Below are 17,405 nucleotides of genomic sequence, written 5' to 3' on the forward strand. Positions count from 1 at the left end.
GGGACCGGCCCCCGGCTCCGGCCCTGATCGGCCGTCACCGCGGCGATCGGCCGTCACCGCGGCGATCGGCCGTCACCTCGGCCACGGCCGGAGCCGAGTAGCACCCGCAGCGGCCCCGCCGGTCCTATCCTGCTGCCCATGACCGGCTACGACGCCCCCGCCCCCTCCGCCGCTCCCACCGCCCCCGCTGTGACGCAGGCGGTGATCCTGGCCGGCGGCCAGGGGTCACGCCTGCGCCCCTACACCGACGACCGCCCCAAGCCGCTGGTCGAGATCCCCGGCACCGGTACCCCGATCGTGGGACACCAACTCGCCTGGCTGGCAGCCGAAGGCGTGACGGATGTGGTGATCTCCTGCGGCCATCTGGCCGAGGTGCTGCAGGCCTGGCTGGACCAGGCCGACCTGCCGCTGCGCGCCAGCACCGTCGTCGAGGTCGAACCGCTGGGCCGCGGCGGCGGGTTGAAGTTCGCCGCGAAGGCGCTGCCGCGCCCGGACGAGCCCTGGTACGCCACCAACGGGGACATCTGGACCAGGTTCAGCCTGCGCGAGATGGCCGCCTTCCACCACGAACGGGACGCCCTGGCGACCCTCGCGCTGGCCCGTCCGCGGATCCCCTGGGGTGCGGTGGAGACCGACCGGTTCGGCAACGTCCTGGACTTCATCGAGGCGCCGCCCTCCCCGTTCCTGATCAACGCCGGGCTCTACGTCTTCGCCCCCGGCTTCGCCGAGCTGCTGCCGGACGTGGGTGACCACGAGCGAACGACCTTCCCCCAACTCGCCCGCGCCAAGCGGCTGGCGGGCTACCAGCTGCCGCACGGCGTGTACTGGCGGGCGATCGACACCGCCAAGGACCTCACCGAGGCCGCGAAGGAACTCGCCCAGTTGCAGCAGCACCTGGGCGAGTAGCACGCCGCACAGCGAGCACCGGAACGCCGATTGCCCTCCCCCGGACTTTCCGGGGGAGGGCAACTGACGTTGGATCAGACCAGCCGGGCCGTGCCTCAGACCACCGGCCGCGCCGCGGTCGGCGAGCCACCGGCAGCGTCGCCCGCCGGCATCCCCAGGCTGGTCGGCAGTCGCAGCGAGGGTGCCCCGCTGCCCAGCACCCCGCCGATCAGCCCGTCGCCGCTCGGCGCGGGCTTCGGCGCCCGGGTGCTGCTGCTCGAACCGGTCGAGCCGCCCGCCCCGGGCGCCGATCCGGCCGAGCCCGCCGACCCGGCCGGCGTCGCGGCACCGGCCGGCGATCCGGCGGTCGAACCGCCCTGCCCGGGCTGGCTGCCCGCAGCCGGGGCCTCGCTCGCCCCGCCCCGGCCGGACGGGGACGGGTGGGCCGCCTTGCCGCTCTTGGCCGTTGGCGACGGCGAGGGCGGCGCGGACGGCGGCAGCGAGCCCGAGGGCGAGGCGGACGGTGCGGCCGACGGCTTGGTGGCCGAGGGCGCGCCGGGGGCCGGGGCACCGGGCGCGTGCGGTCCTGCCGAGCCGCCGGTCGCGGCCGGCCACACCGGCGTGCCGTAGTCGGTCGACGGCTGGGCCGGGCCGGGCTGCAGGGTGCCACCGGTGCGCACCGCGGCGCCCAGCAGCGAGCCGAGCAGCAGGGTCAGCCCGATCACCACCACGGCCACCACGCTGCCGCGCCGCAGCACCCGCCGACGCACCGCCCTGGGCTGCTGCGGACCGTAGCGGCGCCAGGCCTCCAGGGTCAGCCGGCCGTCCAGCGAGGCGAACGGGGCGCCCGCGATCAGCAGCGGGCTCCAGGCCGCCAGGAAGATCAGGTCGGGCGTGTCGTAGACCGGCACGGCCCGCCAGCTGACGGTGAAGAGCAGCGCCGCCGAGAGCACCATCGCGGTGCCGGCCGCCAGGCGCTGCCAGAGGCCGAGCAGCGAGAGCACGCCGACCACGACCTCGGTGAAGGCGACACCGAGACCCGCCCCGACGGGGTGCGCCATGGCGAAGTCCAGCAGCGGCTGGGCCACCTTCCACGGGTGCAGCGAGCCGAGCCAGCGCATCATCGAACCGCGTGCGCCGCCGTCGAAGTAGACCGGGTCGCAGAGCTTGCTGAACCCGGCGTAGACGGAGAGCGAGCCGAGCAGCACCCGCAGCGGCAGCAGCACCAGGCCCAGGTCGACCCGCCGCCCCGGCTGCCAGACGTGCCGGTTCTCCTCCGCGGCGGCGGTGCCGGCCGAGTGCTCGGGCAGCGCGCCGGCGGGCTGCCAGCCCGGCCTGGCCCGCTCCAGCGGCGACTGCGACCGCGCACTCCCCGCCCGCTGCCCGGCGCCCTGCCGGGCGATGCGCGGGGCTCCGTCGCGTGATCCGCCGTCGGGTGATCCGCCGTCGAGCGGCCCGGGGCCGCTCCGCTCGGCGCCGTCGGGCTCGCCCGACCAGCCGTGCGGCTGCCGCGGCACCGCTCCGCGCCCGTACGGACGGGAGCCGCCGTACGTCTCGGTCCCGCCGTACGACCCGCCGCCGGCGTACGCGTCGGCCCCGGCATAGGCCTGTGCCCCGGCGTACGAGCCGGAGCTGTCGAAGCGGTACGCACCCCCGGCGGGCGTGTCGTCCCAGCCGGGCATGGTCTCCAGCGGCTGGGTCTGCTCGGAGTCGACCAGCCCCACGGCGCCGCCGGCCATCGGCGCGCCCCCGGCGGCGGCCACGGAGCCGCCCACCGGTGCCGGCGCGGTGCCCCGCCGCACCGCGTCCAGCAGCTGAGTGGCCGCAAGGTCGCCGGGGGCCGCCTGGCCGCTCCAGGTCACCGCGGTGACCCGGCCCTTGCGGCGCGGCGCGCCCACGCGGCCGGCCATCGCGCCGCCGTCCGCGCTCCCGGCCCGGACCAGCCCGGGCCGGCCACCGTAGCTGAGCGCCGCGTAGGGGCGCCCGAAGGCGTCCGCGACCGGGACGGCGGATGCCGGCGGCGCGTCGATCATGGGCGCGACCGGATCGGCCAGTCTGAGCCGGAAGCTGACCTGGGTGCTGCTGAGTCGAGCCGGATCGCTCGGCACCTTGACGGTGCTGAGGCCGGGCTCAGCCTCTATCCCTGCCGCTTGGCCCAGCCTGGGGCGCCGAGGTGTTCTGGTGTCCACACCCCTCTAACCGGGTGACACCCGGTTAGGACACTCTCCCGGGTGCAACTCCTCGGCGTGGCTGACGGATCCGGTCACTCCCGCGCGGGATAGTGAACGTTTGCGTCACAGCCCGTTCAAAAGGCGTCAGCCGGCTCAGCGCCGAGCCCGCAGCCGCGAGGCCTCGTACAGCACCACGCCCGCCGCCACACCGGCGTTCAGCGACTCGGTCTGCCCCGGCATCGGGATCCGCACCCGCAGGTCGCAGGTCTCCGCGACCAGGCGCGACAGGCCCTTGCCCTCGCTGCCGGCCACGATCACCACCGGCCCGGTCAGCGCCTCCAGGTCGCCGATCTCCGCCTCGCCGTCCGCGGCCAGGCCCACCACCATCAGCCCGGCCTTCTGGTAGGTCTCCAGCGCCCGGGTCAGGTTGGTCGCCCGCGCCACGGGCAGCCGGGCCGCGGCACCGGAGGAGGTCTTCCAGGCGCCGGCCGTCATCCCGGCCGCCCGCCGCTCGGGGATGACCACGCCGTGCGCGCCGAACGCGGCGGCCGAGCGGACCACGGCGCCCAGGTTGCGCGAGTCGGTGACCCCGTCCAGCGCCACGATCAGCGCGTCCTCGCTGAGGTTCGCGGCGGCCTCCAGCAGGTCCTCGGGGTGCGCGTACTCGTACGGCGGGACCTGGAGCACCAGGCCCTGGTGGTTGAGGCCGCCGGTCATCTGGTCCAGCTGCGGGCGCGGTGCCTCCATCAGCGGGACTCCGCGATCGTTGGCCGCCTGGAACGCCTCGCGCACCCGGTCGTCGGTGTCGATGAACTGCATCACGTACAGCGCGGTCGCGGGCACGCCGCCGACCAGCGCCTCGACCACCGAGTTGCGGCCGACCACCAGCTCGGCCGCGCCGGCGCCACCGCGCCCGCCCCGGCCACCACCGCCGGACCGGCGCATGCCGGCCCGCGCCTTGGCGTCGCGCTCGCGCTTGACCGCCGCGTTGGCGGCACGCTGCTTGGGGTGCCCCTTGCGGGCCTCACCGGGCGGGGTCGGGCCCTTGCCCTGCAGTGCCTTCCGGCTGTGGCCGCCGGTCCCGACACTCGCGCCCTTCTTCGACCCGGGGTTGCGGCGGTTCCTGCGCTGGCTGTTGCCGGCCATGGCGATACTTCCTGTTCTCATTCGTCTGCGTCATGCCGGTAGGCCGCGCCCGTGACTCCCACGGGTACGGCCTACCGGCGCCCGGCGCGGCGAGCGCGGGGCTACTGGTTGCTGATCGTCCAGCGCGGGCCGGACGGGGTGTCCTCGATCGCCAGGCCGGCCAGGCCCAGCTGGTCGCGGATGGCGTCCGCGGTGGCGAAGTCCTTGCGCTCCCGAGCCGCCTGCCGCTGGTCCAGGACCAGCCGGACCAGCGAGTCGACGACGCCGTGGAGGTCCTCGCCGCGCTCCGCGCCGGTCCACTGCGGATCGAGCGGGTCGAGCCCCAGCACTCCGAGCATCGCACGGACCTCGGCCAGACGCGCTACCGCGTTCTCCTTGTCGTCCGCCGTCAGCGCGCTGTTGCCCTGCCGGACGGCCGTGTGCACCACGGCCAGCGCCTGCGGGACGCCGAAGTCGTCGTCCATCGCCTCGGCGAAGGCCGGCGGCACCTCGGCGGCCGGCTCGACCGGACCGCAGCGCTCGACGACCCGCTGGATGAAGCCCTCGATCCGGCCGAAGCCCGCCTCGGCCTCGCGGATCGACTCCTCGCTGTACTCGATCATCGAGCGGTAGTGCGGGCCGGCCAGGTAGTAGCGCAGCACGATCGGGCGCCAGCGCTTCACCATCTCGGAGATCAGCACCGAGTTGCCGAGCGACTTGCTCATCTTCTCGCCGCTCATGGTGACCCAGGCGTTGTGCACCCAGAAGTTCGCGAAGTCGTCGCCGAACGCCTTGGACTGGGCGATCTCGTTCTCGTGGTGCGGGAAGATCAGGTCCAGCCCGCCGCCGTGGATGTCGAAGGCCTTGCCCAGGTACTTGTGCACCATGGCCGAGCACTCCAGGTGCCAGCCGGGCCGGCCCTGGCCCCACGGGGTGGTCCAGCTCGGCTCGCCCGGCTTGGCGGACTTCCACATCGCGAAGTCCCGCGGGTCGCGCTTGCCGGTCTCGCCCTCGCCCTCGGGCTGCTTGAGGTTCTCCAGCTTCTGGTTGGAGAGCGCCAGGTACTGGGGGAAGGACTTGACGTCGAAGTAGACGTTGCCGTCGGCCGCGTAGGCGTGGCCCTTGGCGATCAACGTCTGCATCATGTCGATCATCTCGGGGATGTGGCCGGTGGCCCGCGGCTCCACGGTCGGCGGCAGGCAGCCGAGCGCCGTGTAACCGTCGTCGAAGGCACGCTCGTTGGCGTAGGCGATCTGCCACCACGGCACGCCGAGCTCGTGCTCCTTGCGGATCACCTTGTCGTCGATGTCGGTGACGTTGCGCACGAACGTCACCTCGAAGCCGCGGTAGGCGAACCAGCGGCGCATCACGTCGAAGTTGAGGTTGGACCGGATGTGCCCGATGTGCGGGGCCCCCTGCACGGTTGCGCCGCACAGGTAGATCGAGACACAGCCCGGTACAAGCGGGACGAAGTCGCGTACCTGGCGGGTGCTGGTGTCGTACAGGCGAAGGCTCACGACGTCCAGCGTAGTGGGAATCAGGGAGTGCCCCGCGACGTTTGTGGATCCCACCCGTCACGAGTTCATGGCAAACCGGACGATCCGGCTCCCTTTTCTCTCCCCGCTGTCCCGTTCACCTCCCCGCCGCCGGACTCAACCCCGCGGCGCCACCGGGTAGACCAGCGCCGTGGCCAGTCCCACCAGCCCCTCGCCGCGGCCGGTCATGCCCAGCCCGTCCGTGGTCGCCGCCGAGACCGACACCGGTGCGCCGGCCGCGGCCGAGAGCACCTCCTCCGCCTCCTGGCGCCGGCTGCCGATCCGTGGCCGGACCCCGATCACCTGCACCGCGATGTTGCCGATCTCGAAGCCGGCCGCGCGCACGATCCGGGCCGCCTCGCCCAACAGCTTCACCCCGGCCGCACCCGCGTACTCGGGGCGGTCGGTGCCGAAGTGCGTGCCCAGGTCGCCGATCCCGGCGGCCGAGAAGATCGCGTTGCAGGCGGCATGGGCGATCACGTCGCCGTCCGAGTGCCCGGCCAGGCCCTGCTCGTAGCCCTCCCAGCGCAGACCGCCCACCCAGAGCGGCACGCCGTCCGCGAAGGCGTGCACATCGGTGCCGATCCCCACCCGGGGGATGATCATGCCGGGAGCGGGGGCCCCGGGCGTCGTCGGTGACGAGACGTCAGAAGCCATCGGAGGCCCTCCTGCGAGCGAGTACGGCCTCGGCGAGTACGAGGTCCAGCGGACGGGTGACCTTGAACGCCTCCTCGTGGCCCGGCACCACGACCACCTGGCCGCCGTAGTGCTCGACCAGTCCGGCGTCGTCGGTCACCACCGGCGAGCCGCCCTCGGCCTCCTCGGCCAGCGCCTTGGCGTGCACCTCGGCGAGCACCCGGCGGCGGAAGCCCTGCGGGGTCTGCACGGCCCGCAGCGAGGCGCGGTCGGGCGTGTCGAGCACCGGCTCGGGCTCACCGGCGGGCACCGGCCGCACCCGCTTGACCGTGTCGGCCAGCGGCACGGCCGGCACCACGGCCTCGGCCCCGCCGCGCACGGCGGCCACCACCGCGTCCACCACCTCGACCGGGACCAGCGGGCGGGCGGCGTCGTGCACCAGCACGATCTCGGTCTGCTCCGGGATCACCGCCAGGCCCAGCCGCACCGACTCCTGCCGGGTCGCGCCACCGGCGACCACCCGGATGTCCTTGCCGTCCAGGCCGTGGCTGTCCAGCAGCCCCACCACCTCGGCGACACCCTGCGGCGGCGCGGCGACCACCACCAGACCGACGGCCCGACTGCGTGCGAGCGCACGGACGGCGTGCACCAGCAGCGGCGCGCCCCCGAGTTCGCGCAGCGCCTTCGGCGCCCCTGGGCCGAGCCGCTCGCCCCGCCCGGCGGCCGGAACCACGGCCGCTGCCACTACTCCTGGGGTGTTCAGGTTTCACTCCTTCGGCGAAGTGGGTATGGCCCAGGCGTACCCGTCAGACGGTGCACCGGACCCCTTCCACCCGGCGCCGCCTCTCGGGTACCGGTGTGCAGAGCCCCCACGCTACGAGCACACACGCTACGAGCACAGCAGCGCAATCGTCACGCCCGGGTGTTGACGGCGCCGGTCACCGTGCCCGGGTTCACCGTGCCCGGGCATGCCACAGCGCCCGAGTGCCTGCACGGCAACCGGGCGCTGTTGAAACGGCACAGGAGCCGCTCCTACGAGGCCAGCACCTCGTCGAGCAGCGTCTCCGCCTTGTCCTCGTTGGTGTTCTCCGCCAGCGCCAGTTCGCTGACGAGGATCTGCCGCGCCTTGGCGAGCATCCGCTTCTCACCGGCCGACAGGCCGCGCTCACGCTCCCGCCGCCACAGGTCGCGGACGACCTCGGCGACCTTGATGACGTCACCGGACGCGAGCTTCTCCAGGTTCGCCTTGTACCGGCGAGACCAGTTGGTGGGCTCCTCGGTGTACGGTGCCCGCAGCACCTCGAAGACCCGGTCCAGACCCTCCTGGCCGACCACGTCGCGCACGCCGACGAACTCCGCGTTCTCCGCGGGGACTCGCAGCGTGAGGTCACCCTGCTGAACCTTCAGCACCAGGTAGGTCTTGTCCACACCTTTGATCTGGCGAATTTCGATGGCCTCGATCAGTGCAGCCCCGTGATGGGGGTAGACCACCGTGTCGCCAACCTTGAACGTCATGTGACAGGACCCCTTCCGTGGCTTTCCAGAATAACACGCTTTTCCGTCCGCCCGAAGGGCGTTTTCGCAGGTCAGGGCCGGTCTCGGGGCTTGACAAGGACCCCTGCGGCATGCTGCGGCCACCCTGCCGCGACGGCTTCTCGCAGGTCGGAGGCCCTTCCCGCGGCGATCGAAACCTCGGGCGCCGACCCGGAAACCGGCATTCGATCTTGAAGTCAACACCGGATATTCACCGTTTCCCGATCGTGATCTGATCTTGACGTCCCTCCGGAACCGCACACAGCACCGTCACATCACCTGCCACGGTCTCCCTCGGCGTCCCGGCGGGGCGCTCCCCGGACCGTCGCACCGGGGGGCTCCGGCACGCCCCGCCGCCGCCACGCCCGGATCACCCCGTCAGCCCTGCGCCGAGCGGCCGACGCGCGACACGGGGCCACCCCGTGAGGGCCGGATAAGTACGGTCGGTACTCTGGGCGCTGACAACCTGACACGTGACCCAAGGAGATGCGCCGCCGTGAGCCGCAGCCTTCGACGCGGTGGCACTGCCGCCATCGTCCTCGCCCTCGCAGCCGTCTCGCTGTCCGCCTGCTCTGCCGGGAGCAGCGCCGAGACCACGCAGATCAAGCCGGACTCGCCGGCCACTTCGCTGGGCGCCGACCTCAAGCTCAACGCCATCGTCGCCGTGGTGGACCCCGTGCAGACCAGCGGTCAGCCGGGCCCCGCGAACCTGACCGTCAACATCAGCAACACCGGCGCCAACCCGCAGACGCTGCAGACCGTCACCCTCAACGGCGCCACCGCGACCTTCGACGACGCCTCGGGCGCGCCGCTGCCCGGCGGCATCGTGATCCCCGCGGGCGGTGCGGTCCTGGTGGGCGGCAGCGGGCAGCCGTCCGCGGTGTTCTCCTCGGTCGCGCTGAACGTCGGCGGTTTCACCCCGGCCTCCTTCTCCTTCTCCAGCGCGGGCAAGGTGGACACCACCGCCATGGTGACGCCGGCCGCCGGCTACTACGCGTCGTTCGGCCCGGCCTCGCCGTCCGCCAGCGCCTCCGCGGGCTCCTCCGTCCCGCCGTCCGGCTCGGCCGCCCCGTCCGCGGGCGCCTCGGCCGGCGGCTCCAGCAGCGCCAGCGCCTCGGGGGCCCCGAGCGGCACGCCGTCCGGCTCCCCGTCCGGCACGCCGAGCGGTTCCCCGAGCGGCAGCCCGGCGGGCACCCCCTCGGGCAGCACGAGCCCGTCCGCGCACTGACCCGTCCCGCCCGGCCGAGCCTGCGCACCGTCAGCGCGCCCGGCGTACCGGGCGCGCACGCCGGGCGCGCGAGAGCCGCTCGGCGCCAGGTCGTTCATGACTGAGGGCCGCACCCCGTGGGTGCGGCCCTCAGTCTGTGTGGCGGACCTCAGTCCTCGTGCGGCCCTCGGCCGGTGCGGTGGGCCGGCGGCCGGCGACCCTGCGGCTTACGGCTCGAACTTGTAGCCGAGGCCGCGGACCGTCACCAGGTAGCGCGGCGCACCCGGGTCCGGCTCGATCTTCGCCCGCAGCCGCTTCACGTGGACGTCCAGCGTCTTGGTGTCCCCCACGTAGTCGGCGCCCCAGACCCGGTCGATCAGCTGCATCCGGGTGAGCACCCGGCCCGCGTTGCGCAGCAGCATCTCCAGCAGGTCGAACTCCTTGAGCGGCAGGTCGACCTTGCCGCCGTCCACCGTCACCACGTGCCGGTCCACGTCCATCCGGACCGGTCCCGCCTCCAGTGCACCGGGGCCGCCGCCGTCGGTGCCCGGGCCGCCGTCCTCGCCGCGCCGGCGCAGCACCGCGCGGATCCGCGCGACCAGCTCGCGGGTCGAGTAGGGCTTGGTCACGTAGTCGTCGGCACCTATCTCCAGGCCGACGACCTTGTCGATCTCGCTGTCCTTGGCGGTCACCATGATCACCGGCACGTTGGAGCGCACCCGCAGCTGGCGGCAGACCTCGGTGCCGGGCAGTCCGGGCAGCATCAGGTCGAGCAGCACCAGGTCGGCGCCGTTGCGTTCGAACTGCTCCAGCGCGTCCGGGCCGGTGGCGGCCACGGCCACCTCGAAGCCCTCCTTGCGAAGCATGTAGGAGAGGGCGTCGCTGAACGACTCCTCGTCCTCGACCACCAGTACTCGGGTCACGATCGGGCCTCCGGGGCAGGAAGGGGGGTTGGGTTGTGGGGTTCGACCGCTGCCGCTCCGCTCGAAGCGACGGCGTTCGGGTTCTGCCCGGCGGGGAGCCGGACGGTGAAGGTGGAGCCCTGGCCTTCGACGCTCCAGACCGAGACGGTGCCGCCGTGCGAGGCGGCCACGTGCTTGACGATCGACAGGCCGAGGCCGGTGCCGCCGGTCGCCCGGGAGCGGGCCGGGTCCACCCGGTAGAAACGTTCGAAGATCCGCTCGCGGTCCTTCTCCGAGATGCCGATGCCCTGGTCGGTCACCGAGATCTCGATCAGCTCGCCGTCCGCTTCCCCGATCGCGGCGGCGCTGGCTATCCGGCGGGTGGCGATCGCCACCCGGGTGCGCGGCGGACTGTAGTTGACGGCGTTCTCGACCAGGTTGCCGAGCGCGGCGGCCAGCTGGCCGCGGTCGCCGTAGAGGTAGAGGCCGGCGATGCCGCCGGCCGCGATGTGGATCTGCTTGGCCGCGGCCTGCTGGCGGCAGCGGTCCATCGCCTCGGCGATCAGCTCGTCCACCGGGACCGGCTCGGGGTCCATCAGCAGCCGGTCGTCCTGGACCCGGGAGAGGTCGATGATCTCCTGGACCAGGCTGGCCAGCCTGGTCGCCTCGATCTGCATCCGGCCGGCGAAGCGCTGCACCGCCTCCGGGTCGTCGGCCGCGTCGGCGACCGCTTCGGAGAGCAGCGAGAGCGCCCCCACCGGAGTCTTGAGCTCGTGGCTGACGTTGGCCACGAAGTCGCGCCGGACCGCCTCGATCCGCCGGCGCTCGGTGAGGTCCTCGACCAGCACCAGCACCAGCCGGGACCCGAGCGGGGCCACCCGCACCGAGACCGAGAGCGGCTCGCCGGAGCGCGCCACCCCCGGGCGCGGGACGTCCAGCTCGACCTGGCGGATCTCCCCGTCCCGGCGGGTCGCGCGGGCGAGGGCGAGCATCTGCTCGACGGCCACCGCGCCACCGCGCACCAGGCCCATCGAGTAGGCGGCGGAGCTGGCCTTGACCACCTCGTCGCCGTCGCCCAGCACGATCGCGCACGAGCGCAGCACCGAGAGCACCGTGTCCACGCCGGGCGGCAGGGCCGACTCCGGCGCGGGGGAGTTCACCAGCGATGCGCTGCTGCTTCTTCTGCCGTTGCCACTCCCGCTGCCCCTGCCCTGTTCGCGCTCGCTCCAGCGGAAGGCGATGGCGGCCGTGAGACCGACGCCGAGGCCGGCGATGGCGCAGGCAGCGGCGGCGGCCACATTCACGTCCATGCGGCCCAGCCTAAGCGCACCGACCGGCCGCTCCGTAAGCGTCAGATCAAGGCATCGGCCGTGCGTTGCCGAGAATTCACCTTCAGGTAGCTCCTGGTTCACTGCGGCGGCCGTGGGTCGTCGCCCGAACGGATCAGGCTGCGACAAGCAGCCCGTGTGGGTCGGTGGCGCGCGTACGATGCGCGGTCACCAGCAGCGGACGTCGGGTTCGGCGTCCGGTCGGCACCGCCACCGACACAGCCGAAGAGGAAGAAGACAAGCGCATGCGTGACGCCTATCACGAGGAGCTCGACTCGATCGGCGACGGCCTGGTCGAGATGGCCAGGCTGGTCGGCTCGGCCATGGGCCGCGCCACCACCGCCCTGCTCGACGCCGACCTCGCCCTGGCGGAGAGCGTGATCGCGGCCGACGAGAAGGTCAACGACCTCCACCACGAGCTGGAGAACACCGCAATCAACCTGCTGGCCCGCCAGCAGCCGGTCGCCACCGACCTGCGGATCGTGGTCACCTCGCTGCGGATGAGCGCCGACCTGGAGCGCTGCGGCGACCTGGCCCGGCACGTGGCCAAGGTGGCCCGGCGGCGCTACCCCGACACGGCCGTGCCCTCCGACCTGCACCCGATCGTGCTGGAGATGGGGCAGCTCGCGCAGCGCCTGGTGGCCAAGGCCGGCCAGGTCATCGCCACCAAGGACGTGGACGCCGCGCTGCAGCTGGAGCGGGACGACGACGCGATCGACGAGCTGCACCGCCAGCTGTTCGAGCACCTGATCGACGACCGCTGGCAGCACGGCATCGAGACCGCCGTCGACGTCACCCTGATCGGCCGCTACTACGAGCGCTTCGCCGACCACGCGGTCTCGGTGGCCAAGCGCGTGGTCTTCCTGGTGACCGGCGAGCACGCGGGCGAGTTCGTCCCCGAGGAGCGGTAGTCCCCCGGCGGTTCGGTAAACCCGGCCGTGGTTGCAGGGGCGCACTCGAAGCGGTCGCCCCCGCAACCGCGCGCCCGTTGACGCTCCGTCAAGGCAGGGGCTTCACTCGATGGACAGGCGGGCCGTCAGTCTTCGCCTGCCTCGATCGAGGAGGGCACCGCACCATGACCACCACTCCCGCCCGGCCCACGGTGACCCCGGGCACCGCCGAGCCGTCCCCCCGCCCGGCCGGCCTGCCGGTCCTGCTCGGTGCCTGCGGCTGCGGACCCGGCTGCGGTTGCGGCTGCCAGTCCGGCGCGCCCTGCCAGTGCGGTGGCGCCACCGGCGGCTGCTGCGGCGGCCACTGACCGCTCCCCGGCGCCGGACCCACGACCGAACGCGGACGGGCCCCGCCCCGGTGCACGCTGCACCGGGGCGGGGCCCGCTCGTCCGTCCTCGTTACTTCTTGCCCTGGTTCTTGACCGCCTCGATCGCGGCGGCGGCGGCCTCCGCGTCCAGGTAGCGGCCACCGGCGGTGACCGGCTTGAAGTCCGCGTCGAGCTCGTAGACCAGCGGGATGCCGGTGGGGATGTTCAGACCGGCGATCGCCTCGTCGGAGATCCCGTCCAGGTGCTTGACCAGCGCGCGCAGGCTGTTGCCGTGCGCGGTGACCAGCACGGTCTTGCCCGCGGCCAGGTCCGGCACGATCGCGTCGTACCAGTACGGCAGCATGCGGTCGACGACGTCCTTGAGGCACTCGGTGCGCGGGCGCAGCTCGCTCGGGATGTCGGCGTAGCGGGCGTCGCCGGCCTGCGAGTACTCGGCGTCGTCGGCGAGCACCGGCGGCGGCGTGTCGTACGAGCGGCGCCAGAGCTGGAACTGCTCCTCGCCGAACTCCGCCAGGGTCTGCGCCTTGTCCTTGCCCTGCAGCGCGCCGTAGTGGCGCTCGTTCAGGCGCCAGCTGCGGCTGACCGGGATCCAGTGCCGGTCGGCCTTGTCCAGCGCGATCTGCGAGGTGCGGATCGCGCGGCGCAGCAGCGAGGTGTGCAGCACGTCGGGGAGCAGGCCCTCGGCGGCCAGCAGCTCACCGCCGCGCGCCGCCTCCTTCTCACCCTTCTCGTTGAGGTCGACATCGACCCAGCCGGTGAACAGGTTCTTCTGGTTCCACTGGCTCTCGCCGTGACGGAGCAGGATCAGTCGGTAGGTCGTGTCAGCCATGCCGCACAGCTTAGTGGAGCGAAATAAAGGGGTGGCCGGGCCCTGAGCCCCTGAGTGATGTGCAGATCGCGCTCGCACCACTCGCTCCGACCGGCCCCGGCTCGCTACTCCGTGTCCTGATCCGGCTGCACCGACTGGACCGGCTGGGCCAGGTGCTTGAACGCCTCCAGGTTGCGGGTGGACTCGCCGCGCTTGGTCCGCCACTCCCACTCCCGCCGGATCGCGGCGGCGAAACCCAGCTCCAGCAGGGTGTTGAACGGCTCGTCGGCGTTCTCCAGCACCGCGCCCAGCAGCCGGTCCACCGTCGGCCCGGTGAGGGCCTCCAGCGGCAGCCGGCCGGTCAGATACACGTCGCCGAGCGCGTCGAGCGCGTAGGCGACGCCGTACAGCCGGGTGTTGCGCTCCAGCAGCCAGCGGAAGACCGCCTCGTGGTTCTCGTCCGGGCGGCGGATCACGAAGGCGTTCACCGACAGGCTGTGGTCACCGATCCGCAGCGCGCAGGTGGTGCTGAGCTTGCGGGTGCCGTGGAGCGTCGCGACCAGGGTGTACGGGTCGGCGGCGGCCGGCTCCCAGCTGACCCCGGCCTCGTCGAGCGCGGCGGCGAGCAGGCCGAGGGCCTCGTCCTTGGTACGGATTGCCATGGCGGTGACGTTACCGGCTGGTACCGGTTCGCCGCTGCTCCCGGGCCGCGCCCGCCTCGGGCCGCACCTGCTCAGGCGAGCAGGCGGCGTGCCCCCGCGAGCCGGCCGGCGGGCCGTGCCAGCGCCCCCGCGTACACCTCCGCCGTGGCGGCGGCCGACGCCTCCCAGCCGCAGCCCGCCGCGTGCCGGGCCGCCGCGGCGCCCTGCCGGGCGCCCAGCTCCCGGTCCGTCGCGTAGGGCTCCAGCGCCCGGGCCCACTGCTCCGGGTCGTGGCCGCGCACCAGCGTGCCCGTCTCGCCGTCACGCACCGCGACCGGCAGCCCGCCGACCGCCGCGGCCACCACCGGGGTGCCGCAGGCCTGTGCCTCCAGGGCCACCAGCCCGAACGACTCGCTGTACGAGGGCATCGCCAGCACCGTCGCCGCGCGGTACCAGTGCGCCAGTTCGCTCTGGCCGACCGGCGGATGGAACCGCACCACGTCACCGATCCCCAGCTGCGCGGCCAGCTTCTGCAGGCTCTGCGGCTTGGCCAGCCCCGTCCCGGACGGACCGCCGACCACCGGGACGACCAGCCGCTCGCGCAGCTCGGGCCGCCGCGCCAGCAGCGCCGAGACCGCCTTGAGCAGCACGTCCGGCGCCTTCAGCGGCTGTATCCGCCCGGCGAAGAGCAGCACCGCGGCGTCCGGCGGCAGGCCCAGCCGGGCCCGCGCCGCCAGCCGGTCGCCCGGCCGGAAGACCTCCAGGTTGACGCCCGGGTGCACCACCGCGAGCTGGTCGACGCGCGCGCTGTAGTGGGTGCTGAGCTCGGCCGCCTCGTCCGCGGTGTTGGCGATCAGCCGGTCGGCCGCCTCGACCACCTGCGTCTCGCCGATCACCCGGGCCGCGGGCTCGGGCGTGTCGCCCTCGGCCAGTGCGGCGTTCTTGACCTTGGCCATGGTGTGCATGGTGTGTACCAGCGGCACGCCCCAGCGCTGCGCCGCCAGCCAGCCCACCTGGCCGGAGAGCCAGTAGTGCGAGTGCACCAGGTCGTAGTGGCCGGGGCGGTGCCCGGCCTCGGTGCGCAGCACTCCGTGGGTGAAGGCGCACAGCTGGGCGGGCAGGTCCTCCTTGATCAGGCCCTCGTAGGGGCCGGCGGTGACGTGGCGGACCAGCACACCGGGCGCCAGCTCCACGGTCGGCGGCAGCTCGGAGGAGGTGGCCCGGGTGAAGACCTCGATCTCGATCCCGAGCGCGGCCAGGCGCTTGGCCAGCTCGACGATGTAGACGTTCATCCCGCCCGCGTCGCCGGTGCCCGGCTGGTGGAGCGGTGAGGTATGCACACTGAGCATCGCGATCCGGCGGGGGCGACGGGCGCGGCCGGCGGCGAAGGCGTGCAGGCGCCCGCGGACCGGCGGGGTCTGCCGGTCGCGCCATACCGTCGACACGGGGGGCTTGATCACCTGGCTGCGGCCTCTCTGGTCTGCGCTGGCGACTACTCGTGTGGTTTCAACAGGGACACAACCCCCGCGGGGGTGCGAGTCATTCCCAAGTGTCCGTCCTCCTTTCTTCTGGCCGGCTCTGCTCCCTCCCCACGGCCTCCGCACGACCCCGCGCTGCCTCTCGCCGCCTCTCGCCGCCTCACCGCGCCCCGTCCGGGCGCGCAACGGTGGTCCGGACGGCTCGGCATAGGCTTCGGGCATGGCTTCCTCCTCCGATCCGGGCGCACCCAGCTCCGTGGGCCGCCCCGCCGCGCACCGGACGTCGAAGCCATCGACTTCTCCCGCCGGTCGCGCCACGCCCGCCGGCAGCCGTCCGGTCGGTTCCGTGACCCGTGGCACCACCAACACCAACCGCCTGCGGCGGATGGACCGCTGGATCGTGCACACGCTGGCTCCCCGGCTGCGCGCCGCCGACCAGCCGCCGGTGGCCGTCGACCTCGGCTACGGCGCGGCGCCGTGGACGGCCGTCGAGCTCTCCCACCGCCTCCGGGCCGTGCGCCCCGACCTGCGAACGGTGGGCATCGAGATCGAGCCGGCCCGGGTGGCCGCCGCGCTGCCCTACGCCGAACCCCCCGCGCTGACCTTCCGCCGCGGCGGCTTCGAGGTGCCGCTGGACGGCGCCTCGGCCCAGCTGATCCGCGCCGCCAACGTGCTGCGCCAGTACGAGGAGGAGGCGGTGGAGGCGGTCTGGGAGCGGCTCTGCGGCCGACTCGCCCCGGACGGGCTGCTCGTCGAGGGCACCTGCGACGAGATCGGCCGCCGGCACGTCTGGGTGGCGCTGGGCCCCGAGGGACCCCGCACGGTGACCTTCGCCGCCCGGCTGGCCAGCCTGGAGCGGCCCTCGGACCTGGCCGAGCGGCTGCCCAAGGCGCTCATCCACCACAACGTGCCGGGGCGCCCGGTGCACGCCTTCCTCACCGACTTCGACCGCGCCTGGGCCGCCGCCGCGCCCTACGGGGCGTTCGGTGCCAGGCAGCGCTGGGTGGCCGCCTGCACGGCGCTGGGTGGCAGCTGGCCGCTGGTCGACACGCGCGGGCGCTGGCGGCAGGGCGAGGCCACGCTGCCCTGGTCGGCACTGGCACCCTGATTCGATTCACTCGAACGAGTTATCGAATTCCTCTGGCAGGTTGACGTGTCGTCAGTCCACTATGGGAGCGCACCTGATGACGTCGGTGCCACCGCTCCTTGACTCGACCAGACAGCAGCTCTCCATGCCACCCGCCTTACCGGCCGTTCTATCGGCCTGCCTGCCGCTCGCCCCCGGCCGAGCCAAGCCCCAGCTCCTCCCGCACCCGCGCGAAGATCTCGTACCCCTCCGCGCCGAACAGCACGAACCGCACCTCCAGCCCCGCCACCGCCCTGACCGGATCCTCCGCCAGCACCTCGGCCACCGTCGACAGCGCGATCCGGGCCGCGTCCTCCATCGGCCACCCGTAGACCCCGGTGGACACCGCGGGAAACGCCACGCTCCTGGCGCCCAGCTCCAGCACCGCCAGCCTGAGCGACTCCCGATAGCAGGAGGCCAGCAGCCCCGCCAGCTGCTCGTACCGCTCCGCGCCGTAGACCGGCCCGACGGTGTGCACCACATGGCCGGCCGGCAGCAGCCCGGCCGTGGTCGCCACCGCCCGGCCGACGGCCAGCCCCCTGCCGTAGTGCGAAGCCCGCAACGCCCGGCACTCGGCCAGGATCTCGGGCCCGCCCGCACGGTGGATCGCGCCGTCGACACCACCGCCGCCCAGCAGCGACGAGTTGGCCGCGTTGATCACGACGTCCACTCGCTGCTTCGTGATATCACCCTGGATCAACGTGATCTGCGTCACCGTCAACTCCTCAAGATCGGCCGCGCGATTGCCCGG

The 17,405-nt window shown here is 73.4% G+C and carries 17 protein-coding genes; 5 read left to right on the forward strand and 12 right to left on the reverse strand.

Going from position 1 to position 17,405, the window contains the following annotated elements; all coding sequences use genetic code 11:
- Positions 1 to 138 precede the first annotated feature (138 nt).
- The gene (locus OG294_RS18355; RefSeq protein ID WP_327067580.1) at positions 139 to 906 is read left to right on the forward strand and encodes a nucleotidyltransferase family protein; all 768 of its coding nucleotides are present in this window, start codon (positions 139 to 141) and stop codon (positions 904 to 906) included.
- Positions 907 to 1,001: 95 nt separating this feature from the next.
- On the opposite strand, the gene OG294_RS18360 is transcribed toward OG294_RS18355, so the two are convergent.
- The 6 genes from OG294_RS18360 to OG294_RS18385 all read right to left on the reverse strand — a co-directional run bounded on the left by OG294_RS18360 (position 1,002) and on the right by OG294_RS18385 (position 7,867).
- Complete coding sequence (locus tag OG294_RS18360) at positions 1,002 to 2,918, reverse strand: DoxX family protein (RefSeq protein ID WP_327067581.1); 1,917 nt, start codon at positions 2,916 to 2,918, stop codon at positions 1,002 to 1,004.
- Positions 2,919 to 3,209: 291 nt separating this feature from the next.
- Positions 3,210 to 4,202 carry a 23S rRNA (guanosine(2251)-2'-O)-methyltransferase RlmB gene (rlmB, locus tag OG294_RS18365; protein WP_327067582.1) on the reverse strand — a complete coding sequence of 331 codons (993 nt, stop codon included), beginning with the start codon at positions 4,200 to 4,202 and terminating at the stop codon, positions 3,210 to 3,212.
- A gap of 101 nt (positions 4,203 to 4,303) precedes the next feature.
- A complete protein-coding gene (gene cysS, locus OG294_RS18370; protein ID WP_327067583.1) occupies positions 4,304 to 5,698 on the reverse strand; it encodes a cysteine--tRNA ligase in 1,395 nt (464 codons plus the stop codon).
- Between the two features lie 135 nt (positions 5,699 to 5,833).
- Positions 5,834 to 6,373: a 2-C-methyl-D-erythritol 2,4-cyclodiphosphate synthase gene (ispF, locus tag OG294_RS18375; RefSeq protein WP_327067584.1), complete on the reverse strand. Its 540-nt coding sequence runs from the start codon at positions 6,371 to 6,373 to the stop codon at positions 5,834 to 5,836.
- A complete protein-coding gene (gene ispD, locus OG294_RS18380; RefSeq protein WP_442789343.1) occupies positions 6,363 to 7,085 on the reverse strand; it encodes a 2-C-methyl-D-erythritol 4-phosphate cytidylyltransferase in 723 nt (240 codons plus the stop codon). The genes ispF and ispD overlap by 11 nt, the downstream gene beginning before the upstream one ends.
- 299 nt (positions 7,086 to 7,384) lie before the next feature.
- Positions 7,385 to 7,867 carry a CarD family transcriptional regulator gene (locus OG294_RS18385; RefSeq protein ID WP_030244332.1) on the reverse strand — a complete coding sequence of 161 codons (483 nt, stop codon included), beginning with the start codon at positions 7,865 to 7,867 and terminating at the stop codon, positions 7,385 to 7,387.
- 514 nt (positions 7,868 to 8,381) lie between these two features.
- On the opposite strand from OG294_RS18385, the gene OG294_RS18390 reads away from it, so the two are divergent.
- Positions 8,382 to 9,113 (forward strand): DUF461 domain-containing protein, encoded by a 732-nt coding sequence (locus OG294_RS18390; RefSeq protein ID WP_327067586.1) that lies wholly within the window; start codon positions 8,382 to 8,384, stop codon positions 9,111 to 9,113.
- 206 nt (positions 9,114 to 9,319) lie between these two features.
- On the opposite strand, the gene OG294_RS18395 is transcribed toward OG294_RS18390, so the two are convergent.
- Complete coding sequence (locus OG294_RS18395; protein WP_327067587.1) at positions 9,320 to 10,015, reverse strand: response regulator transcription factor; 696 nt, start codon at positions 10,013 to 10,015, stop codon at positions 9,320 to 9,322.
- Entirely contained in the window at positions 10,012 to 11,304 is a 1,293-nt protein-coding gene (locus OG294_RS18400) for a sensor histidine kinase (protein WP_327067588.1), read from the reverse strand. Before OG294_RS18400 ends, OG294_RS18395 begins: the two co-directional genes overlap by 4 nt.
- A 263-nt stretch (positions 11,305 to 11,567) precedes the next feature.
- On the opposite strand from OG294_RS18400, the gene phoU reads away from it, so the two are divergent.
- Both phoU and OG294_RS18410 read left to right on the forward strand, forming a co-directional pair.
- On the forward strand, positions 11,568 to 12,233 hold the full coding sequence (gene phoU, locus OG294_RS18405) for a phosphate signaling complex protein PhoU (RefSeq protein WP_327067589.1): 666 nt from the start codon (positions 11,568 to 11,570) through the stop codon (positions 12,231 to 12,233).
- A gap of 164 nt (positions 12,234 to 12,397) precedes the next feature.
- Positions 12,398 to 12,580, forward strand: a complete 183-nt coding sequence (locus tag OG294_RS18410) for a hypothetical protein (RefSeq protein WP_327067590.1) — start codon at positions 12,398 to 12,400, stop codon at positions 12,578 to 12,580.
- A 91-nt stretch (positions 12,581 to 12,671) separates the two neighbouring features.
- Here OG294_RS18410 and OG294_RS18415 read toward each other — a convergent pair whose 3' ends face one another.
- The 3 genes from OG294_RS18415 to mshA form a co-directional block, all read right to left on the reverse strand.
- Entirely contained in the window at positions 12,672 to 13,430 is a 759-nt protein-coding gene (locus OG294_RS18415) for a phosphoglyceromutase (RefSeq protein ID WP_327067591.1), read from the reverse strand.
- Between the two features lie 104 nt (positions 13,431 to 13,534).
- Positions 13,535 to 14,071: a YbjN domain-containing protein gene (locus OG294_RS18420; RefSeq protein WP_327067592.1), complete on the reverse strand. Its 537-nt coding sequence runs from the start codon at positions 14,069 to 14,071 to the stop codon at positions 13,535 to 13,537.
- Positions 14,072 to 14,142: 71 nt separating this feature from the next.
- On the reverse strand, positions 14,143 to 15,507 hold the full coding sequence (gene mshA, locus OG294_RS18425; RefSeq protein ID WP_442789344.1) for a D-inositol-3-phosphate glycosyltransferase: 1,365 nt from the start codon (positions 15,505 to 15,507) through the stop codon (positions 14,143 to 14,145).
- A 367-nt stretch (positions 15,508 to 15,874) separates the two neighbouring features.
- Here mshA and OG294_RS18430 point away from each other — a divergent pair, with 367 nt between their 5' ends.
- The gene (locus OG294_RS18430; protein WP_327067593.1) at positions 15,875 to 16,636 is read left to right on the forward strand and encodes a class I SAM-dependent methyltransferase; all 762 of its coding nucleotides are present in this window, start codon (positions 15,875 to 15,877) and stop codon (positions 16,634 to 16,636) included.
- 148 nt (positions 16,637 to 16,784) lie between these two features.
- On the opposite strand, the gene OG294_RS18435 is transcribed toward OG294_RS18430, so the two are convergent.
- A complete protein-coding gene (locus OG294_RS18435; RefSeq protein WP_327067595.1) occupies positions 16,785 to 17,369 on the reverse strand; it encodes an O-acetyl-ADP-ribose deacetylase in 585 nt (194 codons plus the stop codon).
- Between the last annotated feature and the right edge of the window lie 36 nt (positions 17,370 to 17,405).

The sequence above is a fragment of the Kitasatospora sp. NBC_01302 genome (assembly GCF_035976515.1).
Classification (GTDB): Bacteria; Actinomycetota; Actinomycetes; order Streptomycetales; family Streptomycetaceae; genus Kitasatospora.